Below are 14861 nucleotides of genomic sequence, written 5' to 3'. Positions count from 1 at the left end.
ATGCGGGGCGATGATTACAAGTATTCACGGAACCCTGGAAGCAACCGGGGCCGATCATGCAATTATACAGGTGGGTGGTTTCGGAATACGAGTTTTCGCGCCATCATCCACCCTGAATCGCTTAAGCGAGCCAGGTATGGAAGTAACGTTAGCAACACACTTTCATATGCGTGAGGATGGTATTTCGCTTTATGGCTTTTTTAAGGCAGCCGATCGCGATGCCTTTGAACAGCTTATTGGTGTGAGCGGCGTTGGCCCAAAGGTAGCACTGGCAATCCTTTCTATAATGGATGCCAGTGCTTTCTATCAAGCCATTGCCGAAGAGGATCAGCAACGCCTTGGACTGGCCAAGGGTGTTGGCAAAAAACTGGCCGCGCACCTGATCCTCGAGCTTAAGGGTAAGCTACCTTCTCTGGCTGCTCTGGGTGGCAGTGATGCGACTCCAGCCGCTGGCAAGATCCAGGCGGAGGCACTGGAGGCGTTAATGGGATTAGGCTTTTCAACCGCTGAAGCACAGACTGCGCTGGCAAAGATTCCTCAGGATAAGCCGATGACGTTGGAGGAGCAGGTTACTTTTGCTTTGCGTTCTTTTTCGCGCTGATGCATGTAAGTAAAGTTGAGGCGGTAATTTTGCAGCATAGTTCTGAGTTATTGGTAGTTACACTGGCCCGCATACAGTCTGGAAAAGATATTGAAGCTCGTGGACGTATACGCTCGATTGTTGAGACATTACGGAGCGCGCCAGGACTGATTTCAACACGTATGTATTCCGGACAGAGCAATGGACTGTTTTATCTGCTCTTCACTACCTGGGACGACGAGGAGAGCTGGTTAAAGGCGCAGGAACGCCATACCCCCAGGCAACTGCTATCAGTGCATATGAAAGATCTCCTCATGGTCCCGCCTGAGCAATGGCTGATGTATTATCTCTGGGGCTATAGCAAACCAACGCAACCGCCACAATTTGCCGCCGTACAGTTGATGGGGGTTACACCACAACGCATCCAACAGGTACAACAAACCTGGCTGACTGGCTTGCAACAACCCGAGCTGCAGTCCCTGCTAACCTTCGCCTTTTTCGCACGAGGCATCAATGATACACCAACTGCCACTCGCATAACCACAACCTCCCCGTCCACCAGCTACCGTGAGCTTTTTTCTCAACGGAGCTCACTCCTCCTCTGCTTCTTCAGCTGGTCCGACGAAATCGAACGCGAAGATTTTTATGCGCAAAGAATCTACCAGAATCTCAAAAAAAGCACCGAAAAAGAAGGCACCATTATGTTACTTCCCCTCGAAAACCAGCAGTAGCGGCAGGGCTTGTCCCTGCTCCATTTCACGTAAGACCAGAAAAAATTGTATCAACCCGTACCCATCATCATCAACGATAATGCATGTTTAAGAGGCGTTTCTTACGTGGAGGGGTAGCAGGGGCGAGCCCTGCCGCTACAGGATGGGGTGTGTTTCTTTAATCGGCAGAGGTTTCGGCTACGGGGCGATCATAGTATTTTTTCAGCTCAGCTTTGAGGAATTCTCGATCGGCCCACATAGGGGCGGTTAAAGTATGGTACTCGCCATCGCAGATGGGAGCGCTATGGGCACAGACACGATGGGGGTGCAAACGGAACAGAATAGAACTGCCACGAACTTCCATCCACATGTGACGGCGGGTTGAATGTGTTCCCCAGCGAAAAAGGATAAGGTTATCGTACTCTTCAAAATGGCCGCGCCCCTTCAACAAATTTTTATTGATGCTCTGCAGCATCTCAGCCAGGCCACTTTCACGTAGCACATGCTTGGCATTCTCTCGGGTAGCAATACGGCGCGCTTCCTGTTCCTGCTTATGGAGAGCTTCATCTGACTCAAATGAGAAATCTTGTTTATCCTGGCTCGTAGACATGGTAACCTTCCAGACAACAATAATAATAAGCTAATACTCTCAGCATAGCACAAAGAGGCAAGAGGTCACGCATACGACACTGCTGCAGCGCTTATTTAAACTTGGCCAAAATATCTTCATCGGCAAAGTGGAAAAGGTTCCGACCAATGTTACCGACAAGGTTAAACGTTGCTGGCGTGTGTGAAACCTGTGGGGGGATGCCCCATTGAGGAGAGACACGAGAGACGTTATTCGAGGATTGTTTCGCCAGACGCTTGGCTTCTGCAGTCAGGGAACTGACCTCATTCATAGAGTGAGAACATTTGATTTGATCGCTAACCACACCAATTGAGAGCGTAACCAGTGGAAACTGGTGGGGACGCCCTTTACGATCCACGCTATGAAGTGAACCACGCGCAACATCTTCTGGCCGATAAAAGGCCAGGCTCTCTTCTTTATAACGAGCCAGGATATGTCGGCAGAGCAACTTCTCACGATCAGGGGTCGTTACAATGACAAAGTCATCTCCCCCAATATGCCCCACAAAATCATCAGCATTGCCATATTCATAGACCACCCGTTGGCAGATGCGGCCAACCAGCAGAATCATATCATTGCCCGTAACAAAACCATAGGCATCATTAAAAGCTTTAAAGTTATCGAGATCAAGATAAAGAATGCTCCAGGGATCTGACCCACGTAACTTATAATCGATCGCACGTTCTAATTGAAGGCCACCTGGAAGACGCGTGAGAGGAGACAGCGTACTTTGCTGCATACGACGAAGTTGTCTACGGATATGGGCGAGAAGTTCATCAGAGCTACATGGCTTTGTAATATAGCTATCCACGCCGAGCTCATAAGCACGGACTTTATCAACCAGAGATGTATATGCACTGATCATAATGATAGGAATGTGCATACATTTGGGGTGATCTCGTAATTGTTGGATAACCTGATAACCATCGACATTAGGAAGCTCAACATCTAGAATAGCCAGGCTGGGCATCTCACGCATAGCAAACTGTACCGCCTCCTCACCACCTGACACCATAACGGCTTGATATCCCTCATCCCCAAAGTGTTCCCTGACTAATTGTGTGATAACTCCTTTATCCTCGACTACTAGAATGCTGGACATATATGCTCCTACCTCTACGTTTCACTATATACACCGTGTATACCTTTTAGAAGACCCACCTGCTTTTTATACGGATGAATTATTCAGCACGTATATCAATTTTCCATGAGTCAAAATAATTGTGATCCGCCGTTTGCTATAGGTACACCACCGTAGCCATGAACATCTATGTCAAGCACAGGGTACCAACAAAGATACAACATGCATAGAACAGAGTATTTCCAAGACTAACAGTGTATAAGTAGCACAAAATACGCGGCATGCGTATCAAAAGGACAAAATCACCTCCTGATGCGAGCCCATCAAATGGGAGGGCGGGGCATTGTGCCCTACGAGAAGCCACTGCAGCGCAACACCTGATATGAGAAAAAAATATAGGAACAGGCTTACACATCATACCTACCTGGATAAAAGTAAGTATACATATGTCACAGTTAGTATAACATCCTTCGACCCACATGCAAAGCTTTTGTTGAACAAATCGAATCAATTCGTCGTGAGTTGCCAAAATCTCACACAACTGTGACTTTTAGCGATCTCTCCCCTATCTCTCATCCACCATACCTTTTCATGTCGTAAAAATATTCCAAAGCCTGAAATGTAAGCCCAACAAAATGATCTCATATATTAGTAGAGACGATTAACTATGGGCAAGAATGAGATGTAATTTCATAAAAAGGCGGTGAATATTGACGCATGAGCCTGTCTGGGATACTATTTAGACAGAAGAACATAGTAAAAAAACCAATCGTGAATGGCGCTCGATCGCAGCTCACTTCGCTTACACGATTGCCAGGAATTCACACCAGGGAAGCAGAAGGATAAGCGATGACCTTATCAGTACAAGTGGAACGACCAATAACATTTCACAGTAAAGGCCAGCCAGCCTTTCTTCTGGAAGGAGTTGTGCATACTCCCACAAAGGCGGAACAAGCACCGATTATTATTCTCTGTCATCCTCAACCTGCCAGTAGTAATATGCAGGATCCATTAAATGTGGCGCTGGCCCAGAGTCTGGCCGAGGCAGGAATGGTAGTTTTACGCTTCAATTTCCGGGGTGTCGGTCGCAGCCAGGGTCAACAAACAGAGGGTCGGCTCGAGCCATTGGATTTAGCAGGGGCTATTGATACGACCCTTACGTTTCCTGGCGTTAATCCCGCAAAAGTGTGTGTCATTGGTCATGGCTTTGGAGCGCATACAGCCCTGCTCTATGGACCATTTGATGCACGCATTCGCACCATTGTTGCCATCAGCTTACCCTTATTCAGAGCCGGTAGCGGATTTCCACGCCAGTTTGAGCGACCAAAATTATTTGTGACCGGTGAGTTCGACGAAATCTGCCCACTCTTCAAACTTGAACCATTTGTGGAGCAGCAGAAGGGCCCCAAAGGTATCAAAGTAATTATTGGTGCCAGACACTTGATGCGCGGTTATGAAGGTCCAGCCACGGAAGCAATTGTAAAATATGTCAAAGCCTGGGCCACTATGCCTGGGGTATAACGCTTGTGGCAAGAAGACGTTGGAAGAAGAGGAACAGTTATGAATCCAGGAAACCCCATTATTGTCCAGAGTGATCGTAGTATCTTATTAGAAGTTGATCATCCGCTTCATGACGAGGCCCGTGACGCACTGGCCCAATTTGCCGAGCTTGAGAAATCACCAGAACATATTCATACCTATCGCTTAACACCACTCTCTATCTGGAATGCGGCCGCCGGCGGCATGGATGCACCAGAGATCCTGGAACTACTGACAACCTATAGTAAATATCCACTACCCGCCAATATCACAACCGAGATCCAGACCTATGTGCACCGTTATGGACGCGTCAAACTTATTCGCGAGGGCGATAATCTGCTTCTCTACTCGGATGATAGTGCCTTGATGACCGAGATCATCAACCATAAAAAGATGCAGCCCTATATCCAGCAACAACTGAATCGCAATACCATACAAATCGATGCTGTCCGCCGTGGACATGTGAAGCAGGCGCTGATCCATATCGGTTTTCCTGCCGAGGATCTGGCCGGCTATACGGAGGGCTCACCGCTCCCCATACAGATGCGCGATGTGACACTACAGGGCAAAGACTTTGAGCCACGCCAGTATCAGCAGGCCGCCGTCTCAACCTTCTACGCAGGTGGAGCACCCAGTGGAGGCAGTGGCGTCGTCGTTCTGCCCTGTGGTGCCGGAAAAACCATTGTCGGCATTGCTACCATCGCTACCCTGCAACGCGCCACCTTGATCCTCACACCCAACACAGTCGCCGTCCGCCAATGGATCCACGAAATTCTGGACAAGACGAATATTCCACCCGAGATGATCGGTGAATATACTGGTGAGAAAAAAGAGATCGCCCCTATCACGGTAAGTACATATCAGATTTTAACTTATCGTCGACCACAAGAGGATTCCGAGCACAATACTGGACCAGAGGCGTATCCCCATTTCTCGCTCTTCACCAACTATGACTGGGGACTGATCATCTATGACGAAGTTCACCTGCTACCGGCACCTGTCTTCCGCTTTACCGCAGAGATTCAGGCCCGGCGCCGATTAGGCTTAACGGCCACACTGGTACGCGAGGATGGCTGTGAGGCAGATGTGTTCAGCTTAATAGGCCCCAAGAAATACGATGTACCATGGCGTGAACTGGAACACCAGGGATGGATCGCCACAGCCGAATGCCATGAGATCCGCGTCAGTTTTCCTGGTGAAGATGAGCAATTGAATTATGCCATGGGCGAGACGCGCGAAAAATATCGGCTAGCCGCTGAAAATCCAGCCAAACTAAACGTTGTGCGTCACCTGATCGACAAACATAAGGACGCGCAAATATTGATTATTGGTCAGTATATTGATCAGCTCAAAATCCTGGCGGAAGAGCTCAAAGCCCCTGTCCTGACGGGCCGTACGGCTACAGCACAGCGCGAAAAACTCTATGAGCAATTTCGCAGAGGCGAGATCAAACGGCTCGTGGTCAGTAAAGTCGCCAATTTCGCCATCGATCTACCTGATGCTAACGTCGCTATTCAGGTCTCAGGCACCTTTGGCTCACGACAGGAAGAAGCACAGCGCCTGGGCCGTATCTTGCGTCCTAAAGCTGATGGTGGCAATGCCTACTTCTATTCCGTTGTGACCCGTGACACCAGGGACCAGGAATTCTCAGCTAATCGGCAATTGTTCCTGACAGAACAGGGCTATCGCTACTTAATTGAAGATGCTGAAGCGCTCTTGACACCTCAGCCATAATAAGAACAATGCTAGCATTTTTTCGTGGAAATACTAGCCGTGCTTAGCTTAAAAGCCGGTGAACATCTATACGATTGAGTCGCTTGACATGCACCTGTACAGGGTGATACTTTGAGAGGCGAGAGCATAATTTATTACAGACGACAAGAGGATGGCATGGCAGATAATTATAACGAAGTAACACCAGATACTTTCACAGAAAAGGTACTCCAGTCTTCTGAATTGGTGGTCGTCCATTTTTCGGCCGAACAAAGTAATGCCTGCAAAATACAGGAGCCCGAAATCGAAGCGATCAGCAAGCAATATCAAGGACGAGCAACCTTTACCCGCCTGGATGTCACCGGACAAGAAGAATTGACGAAACAATGGAACGTCGAGGGCATTCCAACCCTGGTCTTCTTTAAAGGTGGCAACGAGATACATCGTATCACGGGTATCGTTATGCGTGACAAGTTACGTCGCCAGATCGAGGGTGTCTTACTCGCAGGTTAGACATCCACATAGCATTTTGCCGCTACTACTAGGAGTTGTATTTTGGCACATATCTATCCTATCCGTTTACATTCATCACTACACGAAACCATCTGGGGGGGACGCAGATTAGAACGAGATCACTGGAAAACCCTCCCAGCAGATAATAGCCTCATTGGAGAGTCCTGGGAAACTGAGGTCAGCACCATTGTACAAAATGGTGCCTATGAAAATAAAACGCTGGCAGCAGTAGTTGAGGACGCTGGTGAGGACTTTTTAGGAACCCAGGCCGTCGCCATCTTTGGCAAGCGCTTCCCTCTCCTCGCGAAATTCATTGATGCGAATGGCCAACTCTCGGTACAGGTTCATCCAAAGGATGAGTATGCCCATGCATTTGAGGGCGGCAAACTGGGAAAAACAGAGTTCTGGTATATCCTCGATGCGGAACCCGGTGCCAGCATTGTCCATGGCTTCAAAGCCGCCACCAATCCTGATGAGGTGCGCCAGGCCATTGAAAGCGTGAAACTCGAAGAATTGATGCACAATGAGCCAGTTAAGGCCGGCGATATCGTCTTTGTACCTGCTGGAACGGTGCACGCCATTGGCAGTGGCATCGTTCTGTATGAGCTACAAGAATATTCTGACGTGACCTATCGCATGTATGACTATGGTCGCTTAACTGCCTCTGGCAAACCACGTGAACTGCATATTGAGCGCTCACTGGACGTTTCTGACTATACGGTCTCACCACAGATTAAGATGCATCCGGTTGAGATCAGCAACACACCCGAATATAGCGAACGCTGCCTGGTGGCTTGTAATTATTTCGTGACCCGCGAAGTGCAACTCAGGGGTGGAGCCCGCAACGGGACCACTGAGGGTAGTTGTATTATCCTGACATCGCTGGGTGCAGATGCCAGAGTGGCCTATGGAGAAAATCTGGGCCAGAGTGAAGCGTTTAACCGTGGTCAGACCGTGGTGCTGCCAGCCACATTAGGAGACTTCCGTATTGAAGGTGAGGGCTCGCTGCTCTTTTCGTATGTACCCGCTTCCAACGATTCCGCCTGGCAAGCCTGGAAAATAGCCAATCCCGAGAGTGCTCATTAGAGCACTCTCCCAATTTACTCGCGGCGCCGTCGCTGCCGCTCCTCATCCAGATCCGTAATAGTTCCTTCAACCACACGGTCCTCGCGCGCGGGACCAGAACCACCACCCATAAACGGTGCATACGTCTGATGGAGAAAGTCGTTTTGTTGCTGCTGCATACGCTTCACATCTGAAACAGCCCTTGAGATACCAGTGGTGACATTCACCACGATCAATACGCCATACAACACGGCCCAGACGAACAGACCAACAAACACTGTAACTATCCCGCTAACCAATCCATTGAAGATCCCACCAACTAACCCATTACTATATGCCTCATAAATGGCCATAATCAGAATGGGCAACCAGAAGAAACGGACCAATACCTGCAATAACCAGTGAAAGAACCACCAGATGGCCTTTACTGGATCTGAGGGCATGTTCCAGAGTGGGATCGATAAGCGCAAACGTTTGATTCTATTCACAAGAGACCTTCTTTAGCCAGTAGGCTTGAGTGGCAGGTAGATAAAAGAACACACTCAACCAACAACATTCCACTAATCGCTTCCTGCTACAAAGACAGCGCTTCATAAGGGATTGAGTGCTGAGTTACATAGATACTACATATATTGTAGCAAGCATTAATTCTGCTGCCAAGAGGCATATACACATCTATTAGCGACACTCATCATACATAAAAAGAGAAAGCATTCGCCGTGAATGCCTCCTCTTCCTGGTTAGCTTTGCTCAGTAGAGCATCAGCCGTCATTTTTTGCCTGCTAAAATAGGAATATACGCACGTCCACTTTTAGTACGCAATTGTTGCCCGGGTGCATCGTACTGTTGAAATGTATCAAACTGGAGAGGAAAGGCACCCATAACATTATACGAAAGGGTGGTTGGCAAGGTTGTAAAGGTTTTTACCTGCATTGAGGTCTTCGCCTGGGCGGGATCACCCAGGGGCACAACGATCTCATCACCAGCACGCAATGCACTAAAAGAGCAGGTACGCTGCTGCATGGGAGCGCTATTAGTATCCTGTTTATAAGCCGCAAAACTATAGTTATAGCTGATCCGTTGTCCCGCTGACTCCGACTGTGGTAATTTCCAACGAGTAGCTAGCACGCCCTGCTTACCATTATTAAATGAATGCGCGTCGACGAAACTGAGCCCCTGCGTAAAATCATCTTGCAACGGTGTCACCACCTTCCCTGGTTGTAATACATACAGATTAAAAGCAGGGCCACCGGGATGTGGAGAAGTTCCAACCTGTGGGGCATGCGCATAATTGACTACCAGATCCAGGCGATGGCTATGTGGGGCAGTCAGCAACATGGCCGCACCATATTGAGATCCGGGTAGGACCAGGCAGGTATCATCCACTACCGTCGTAGGTGTGTTGGTCTGGCCCGCCAGATATGCAAAAGCCGATTGTGTTGCCAGGTCCGCGCTTACATAGATATGATTAAGATGGCGTTGCTGTGCCATAAGATCTGCGGTATGCAGGGCCTTCTGCAATGAAGCAAGATCATTATAATACTGACCCGCCCACGTCGTATCAACGTAACGACCATGAGAAGCGTCATAGACATAACCAAGTGAGGTCAGGCCCAGAGATCCAATCAACACGGCACACAGCAAGATCAGCATCATGCGCAAACCTTGCAACCAGGCAAGCACACGTATACGTAACCAGTTTAACAGAGTCGCTAGAAAGACACCAATCAGGATAAAAGGGCCAGGCATAAACATAATAAAATAATGTAAATGCAAGACAATATCATGACGTGTCAAATAGAGCAGTGGCACAATCTGCCAGACCAATAGGATCAGCAGGCCACAGCTTAGGGGCGACTGACGCAAGCGCTTCCACCATCCCCACTGGCGACCAGAAGTGGTCGAGGACTGAGAGGAGACACTCGAGCTATCCGGTTGAGGCACCACTACTTTGATCACTGCCAGCACAATACCAGCGATAAGCAACAGCACCATCAGTGGCAGAATCCAGGAGAACGCTGTCAGATATGGAAAGAGAACCGATTTATTATTCGTCAGAGGATCAGGCAAGGGTCCAAGGAATTGCAGGTAGAAAATCAGAGCCTGCGCATCAATTAAGCTTTGTCCTTTAGCCGTATTAAGCAGCGTAGAGATATCTTTAAAATGGGTTTGAAACAGCCAGACAATATAGGTAGAGTAGAGAAATAAAACACCAAGAGCGCTTAAAAGGAGATCATACCAGCGCAGGGTTTTGCGAGGAGCCAGTAGTAGAGCCACCAAAAGTGGAGCGGCCAGCACAATACTAGAAGCGTGAAACTGTACCAGCAGGGCCACGAGAATCACAGAGGGAAAAAGCCAATTTGGTCGATGTGCTACTGCTCCTCTAAATAGGAACCAGATCAAAAGTGGAACAAAAAACAAAAGCATATTCTGGTTCCACATAAAACGGGAATAGAAGATCGGTATGGCGGCCACCGCATAAAGCATTCCGGTCAGCGTTCCAGCCAGGCGACCATAATAGCGACACGTCAAAATATATGTTAGCACTACCGCAGCAATCGCCAGGACCGCTGTGAGGACCGCGCCCCACAAGGGATTAGCGCTAAAGGCGGCCGGAACCATCAAAGCATAAATGATAGCAGGAGGATTAAAAATTTTAATTGATGCAATATTACTGGTTGCGACAAGATGGCCATGACTCACAGCATTGTGAGCCATGGCAAAGATATCCGCCTGATCCCCATCAAACTCGGTGGTATTAAGTTGATATAGACGTAAGAATCCAGCGACCAGCAAGATCAGATAGAGTTCCCACGATCTGAACAGGCTTGCCCAGGAAAACCCGGGCGCCACAACAGTTTGTTCATCAGGTGCCACAAAAGAAGATTTTTTCTGCATGTCCAGACTCATTGCGCCAACACTCTCCTCACAGCATCGATCGTTGCTTTGACGGACCCGCCACCAACGGTTTGTGGAATGCCTGTCTTGCTATCCTTTAACAGATTACCTGTCAGGATACCAACAACCTGCTCATCTCTTTTTATAATACCGGCCGCCACCAACTTGCGTACACCAGCCAGAGTCGCGGCTGAGGCTGGTTCACATCCAATACCAGCACGATCGATCACCGTTTTAGCGGCCAAGATCTCTTCATCGGTTACCTGCTCCACCACGCCATCGCATTCTTCGATGACACGACGCGCACGTGTATAGCTCACAGGATTTCCAATACGAATAGCGGTAGCCAGCGTATCCGCCTGCACCGATTCGCGTCTGGCGAAGCCCTGTTTAAAGCTCTTGTAGAATGGATTAGCTCCAGCAGCCTGGATCGAAGCAATGCGCGGCATATGGCTGATCAAGGACAGGTTATAGGCCTGCCGAAAAGCCTTACCAATCGCGGATGTATTGCCCAGATTACCCGCCGGCAACACCAACCAATCCGGTGCCTGCCAGTCTAATTGCTGCAACAACTCAAAGCCAATGGCCTTCTGACCTTCAACACGGAATGGGTTCAGGGAGTTCAACAGATAGATGCCAAGTTCATTGCAGACCTGCTCAACCAGGCGCATAGCATCGTCGAAATCGCCCTCAATCTGGACGGTTTTGGCGCCATATGCCAGTGACTGAGCCAGTTTACCACCGGCAACATTTGTCGCGGGCAAAAAGACGATCCCTTGCAATCCAGCCTGGGCCGCATACGAGGCCAGCGAAGCCGATGTATTGCCAGTCGAAGCACAGGCCACGGCCTTTGCACCCAGCATATTAGCCATCGTCACGCCTACCGTCATACCACGATCCTTAAAGCTGCCAGTAGGATTTTCGCCCTCATGCTTCAAAAAGAAACGTTCCAGGCCTGCATACGCACCAATGTGGCGATGCCCTGCCCGACCTGAGCCACAATTCTCAATACCAACCGGATAAAGGTTCGTATTACCCTCTGGTCGCGTCACGACAAAACGTTCTGGAGCCGGTAAAATGAGCTCGCGATACCGCCAGACGCCACTACCATCCAGCAACATTTTGTCTGAGCTGATCGACCAGATCGGAGGATTCGCGGCCCGCTCATCAAAGATCTGACGCCATGGTGAGCCCGCCGACGGAGTTCCACCATCTGGTTCCGCGTCAAAGCCATAAAGCATGCTATCCACTTCTGTCGCCGCCTGCATTGTCTGTTGTGGAAGCTTGAACTCACATTCCACATCAAGCACCCCACCACAATCACAGCGATAGCGCGGAGGCTGACCGGGCTCGATAGCAGGATAAAGGGTAGAACATTCGACGCACCGCAACGAGGTTGAGGACAATGCCTCAACCACATCGGGAGCGAGTGTAGGGAGCGAAGCGTGATGATTATCGTCCGCTTCCCGGTCTGGCTGGAGACCAGTAGAATTGATCGCCATAACGTGCACTAACTTCCTTTCGTATGCGACTACGAGATGTATTAAGGACCCGTGCCCCATTCTGATCCGCACGTAAAATCATACCAGTTCCCTGGACGCCAGCAGCATTAGCAGTCTGCTGCATAGCATTCAAGATATCATGAAAATGTGAACTGGCAAGTGCGATAAGGGATGAACCGCCTCCAGAAAGGCAAGCGCCATGCGCTCCCGCAGTAACGGCAGCGTTGATAATCTCGGGCATAGCTGGAAAAAGTACCTGGCGATAGGGCTGATGAAGCCTATCTTGCATGGCATCGCCAATCAGCTCATAACGACCAGTCTGTAATGCGGTCAAGAGCAATGCGACGCGTCCAGTGTTAAACGTCACATCCGCCTTCGAATAGTTCGCGGGCAATAGTTGACGGCCCGCCACGGTGTCCATTGGGAATGAAGGGGTAAAAATAACCGCCTTCAATGAATTGGGGAATTTTGTCTTGATTGCGTGTATCTTGCCATCGACATGGGTTGTCGCAACCAGTCCGCCAAGCAGGGCAGGAGCCACATTATCTGGATGATTGCCAGCTTCTGCCTCCACGGCCATTTCTAACAAGTCTTCCTTTGGCACGGCAAGGCCTAGTGGACGAACCCATTCATTAGCAGCCATCAGGCCACCAATAACTGCCGTTGCACTACTACCCAGACCACACCCATGAGGAATATTGATAGTCATACGAATACGAACCGAGGGAATGGGCACATCCAATCGTTGTAAGAGCAGCATAAAGGACTGGAAGAACATGTTGTCTGGTCCAGTCGATAAGCCTGTGCCGAGCGCGCCAATCACCTCGATGTTTGGGTGGGCTGGATCATCGCCCCATTCTTCAACCTCAAAACGATTATAAAGCTGTAATGCTAAGCCGAGGCTATCAAAGCCTGGACCCAGGTTAGCTGATGTTGCTGGGGTTAAGACTGTAACCGATACAGGTAATACCAGTGCCATCGCCGGCTACCTGCCTTTCTGACGATGAGTGCATAGTTCATCCTTTCTTCAATCTACCTATTCTATCATGTTCTGTTATGCTCAGGCTATTTGTGGGGACAAAAGTCATCCTGTTCATCTATGCACAGATTTTGTGGATAGAATGGAGTTTTTTTACGCTAGAGTATTCTATAATTTGTGCCGCCTGCGGCGGCAATAGGGAGGGGGGGATGCGTGGGGGGACACCCCCACGCCCCCAGCAGGCGGGCCTCGCCGGCCCTCCTGCACCTCCCGGCTTATCAACGGCGGGTGGATCCAGGATGCCCCCATACATCCCTGCCAGAGGGGCTTCATTAGTTCTCTTGCACCTTCCGGATTACAGGGCGTCAAGTTGTACCTGGAAAGCGCTCCCCCACTCCAGCAGGCGGGCCTCACCGGTCCTGCTGCACCTTCCGTCTCATTTATTTGCGAGTACAATATTTATACGGCGGCGGGTGTTTCTTTGCCGCTTTCGATGATGTAGTTCAGGTCGGTGTCGTTGATGAGTTTCTTTTGATCAGCGAGGGCTACAAAGCGGTTGTAGGCGGCTTGTAGCTGGTCGGCGTCAAGTGTATAACCCAGTTTCCGCAGGCGCGCATCGAGTCCATGACGGCCTGAATGTTTGCCGAGCACGAAATTTGTGTCGTTCCAGCCAACAGACTGAGGAGTCATGATCTCGTAGGTCATACGATTTTTGAGCATGCCATCCTGATGAATTCCGGCTTCGTGGGCAAAGGCATTATTCCCAACGATGGCTTTATTGGGTTGGACGGGCACGCTAGTCAAACGGCTGACGATTTGACTGGTCGCCAGGAGTTGATGGGCATTAATACGGGTATCGATACCTCCAAAGAAATCCGTGCGGGTACGCAGCGCCATAACGACTTCTTCCAGAGGCGTATTGCCAGCACGCTCACCCAATCCATTAACGGTAACTTCAACCTGGCGCGCTCCACCTCTGATAGCGGCCAGAGTGTTGGCCGTAGCCATACCCAGATCGTCGTGGCAGTGGGCGCTCATTGTGACAGTGTCCATGCCCGGGACGCGTTCGCGCAACATACGGAAAAGCGCCTCGTACTCGTGGGGGAAGGTGTATCCCACGGTATCCGGTACGTTCACGGTGGTTGCACCAGCCTGGATGGCAGCCTCAAAGACACGACAGAGATAATCATGGTCACTACGCGTGGCGTCCTCGGCCGAGAACTCGACGGTCGGACAAAGGCTGCGCGCATAAGCGACCATGGCACGCACAGAGGCAAGCGCCTCCTCACGACTCAGAAAAAGCTTGTGTTGAAGATGGATATCGGAGGTAGCAAGGAACACATGGATCACCGGCTGTTCAGCAGCACAGACAGCTTCCCAGGCCACATCAATGTCATCTTTGTTGGCACGGGCAAGCCCGGCTACGGCGACATTGCGGACCAGTTGGGCAATCTCTTTGACCGCTGTAAGATCTCCAGGTGAGGCAGCTGGAAAGCCAGCCTCGATAATATCAACATTCAAACGACCAAGTTGCTCGGCGACCTGAAGCTTTTCAGCGATAGTCAAAGTTGCGCCAGGAGACTGCTCACCATCACGCAGGGTCGTATCAAAAATTTTTACTACTGCAGGATCTCCCATGGTTCTGTTCCCTCC

The 14861-nt window shown here is 49.8% G+C and carries 13 protein-coding genes; 6 read left to right on the top strand and 7 right to left on the bottom strand.

The window, feature by feature from the left end; all coding sequences use genetic code 11:
* The first annotated feature begins 10 nt into the window (after positions 1-10).
* Together ruvA and EL633_RS16570 are read left to right on the top strand one after the other, a co-directional pair.
* Positions 11-601 carry a Holliday junction branch migration protein RuvA gene (gene ruvA / locus EL633_RS16575; RefSeq protein WP_126628249.1) on the top strand — a complete coding sequence of 197 codons (591 nt, stop codon included), beginning with the start codon at positions 11-13 and terminating at the stop codon, positions 599-601.
* Between the two features lie 29 nt (positions 602-630).
* Positions 631-1311, top strand: coding sequence for an antibiotic biosynthesis monooxygenase (locus EL633_RS16570; RefSeq protein WP_126628248.1), 681 nt, complete (start codon positions 631-633; stop codon positions 1309-1311).
* A gap of 157 nt (positions 1312-1468) precedes the next feature.
* Here EL633_RS16570 and EL633_RS16565 read toward each other — a convergent pair whose 3' ends face one another.
* Together EL633_RS16565 and EL633_RS16560 are read right to left on the bottom strand one after the other, a co-directional pair.
* Positions 1469-1900 (bottom strand): hypothetical protein, encoded by a 432-nt coding sequence (locus tag EL633_RS16565; protein WP_126628247.1) that lies wholly within the window; start codon positions 1898-1900, stop codon positions 1469-1471.
* Positions 1901-1991: 91 nt separating this feature from the next.
* Positions 1992-3020: a GGDEF domain-containing response regulator gene (locus EL633_RS16560; protein WP_126628246.1), complete on the bottom strand. Its 1029-nt coding sequence runs from the start codon at positions 3018-3020 to the stop codon at positions 1992-1994.
* Between the two features lie 828 nt (positions 3021-3848).
* On the opposite strand from EL633_RS16560, the gene EL633_RS16555 reads away from it, so the two are divergent.
* The 4 genes from EL633_RS16555 to EL633_RS16540 all read left to right on the top strand — a co-directional run bounded on the left by EL633_RS16555 (position 3849) and on the right by EL633_RS16540 (position 7850).
* Positions 3849-4520: an alpha/beta hydrolase gene (locus tag EL633_RS16555; protein WP_126628245.1), complete on the top strand. Its 672-nt coding sequence runs from the start codon at positions 3849-3851 to the stop codon at positions 4518-4520.
* Between the two features lie 39 nt (positions 4521-4559).
* Entirely contained in the window at positions 4560-6272 is a 1713-nt protein-coding gene (locus tag EL633_RS16550; RefSeq protein ID WP_126628244.1) for a DNA repair helicase XPB, read from the top strand.
* Between the two features lie 156 nt (positions 6273-6428).
* Positions 6429-6764 carry a thioredoxin family protein gene (locus EL633_RS16545; protein ID WP_126628243.1) on the top strand — a complete coding sequence of 112 codons (336 nt, stop codon included), beginning with the start codon at positions 6429-6431 and terminating at the stop codon, positions 6762-6764.
* A gap of 42 nt (positions 6765-6806) precedes the next feature.
* Positions 6807-7850 (top strand): type I phosphomannose isomerase catalytic subunit, encoded by a 1044-nt coding sequence (locus EL633_RS16540; RefSeq protein WP_161982189.1) that lies wholly within the window; start codon positions 6807-6809, stop codon positions 7848-7850.
* Positions 7851-7864: 14 nt separating this feature from the next.
* Here the strand turns inward: EL633_RS16540 and EL633_RS16535 are convergent, their stop codons facing one another.
* The 5 genes from EL633_RS16535 to EL633_RS16515 form a co-directional block, all read right to left on the bottom strand.
* Positions 7865-8317, bottom strand: a complete 453-nt coding sequence (locus EL633_RS16535) for a hypothetical protein (protein ID WP_126628241.1) — start codon at positions 8315-8317, stop codon at positions 7865-7867.
* Between the two features lie 280 nt (positions 8318-8597).
* Positions 8598-10739 carry an ArnT family glycosyltransferase gene (locus EL633_RS16530; protein WP_126628240.1) on the bottom strand — a complete coding sequence of 714 codons (2142 nt, stop codon included), beginning with the start codon at positions 10737-10739 and terminating at the stop codon, positions 8598-8600.
* Positions 10736-12229 carry a threonine synthase gene (gene thrC / locus EL633_RS16525; protein WP_218027505.1) on the bottom strand — a complete coding sequence of 498 codons (1494 nt, stop codon included), beginning with the start codon at positions 12227-12229 and terminating at the stop codon, positions 10736-10738. The genes EL633_RS16530 and thrC overlap by 4 nt, the downstream gene beginning before the upstream one ends.
* Positions 12180-13208 carry a homoserine kinase gene (gene thrB / locus EL633_RS16520; protein WP_126628239.1) on the bottom strand — a complete coding sequence of 343 codons (1029 nt, stop codon included), beginning with the start codon at positions 13206-13208 and terminating at the stop codon, positions 12180-12182. Before thrB ends, thrC begins: the two co-directional genes overlap by 50 nt.
* 459 nt (positions 13209-13667) lie before the next feature.
* Positions 13668-14846, bottom strand: a complete 1179-nt coding sequence (locus EL633_RS16515) for a 2-isopropylmalate synthase (RefSeq protein WP_126628238.1) — start codon at positions 14844-14846, stop codon at positions 13668-13670.
* Positions 14847-14861 lie beyond the last annotated feature (15 nt).

Source organism: Dictyobacter alpinus (genome assembly GCF_003967575.1).
GTDB lineage: Bacteria > Chloroflexota > Ktedonobacteria > Ktedonobacterales > Ktedonobacteraceae > Dictyobacter > Dictyobacter alpinus.
The sequence above is the reverse complement of the archived record's forward strand: the minus strand, read 5'-3'. Positions and strand labels throughout refer to the sequence as shown.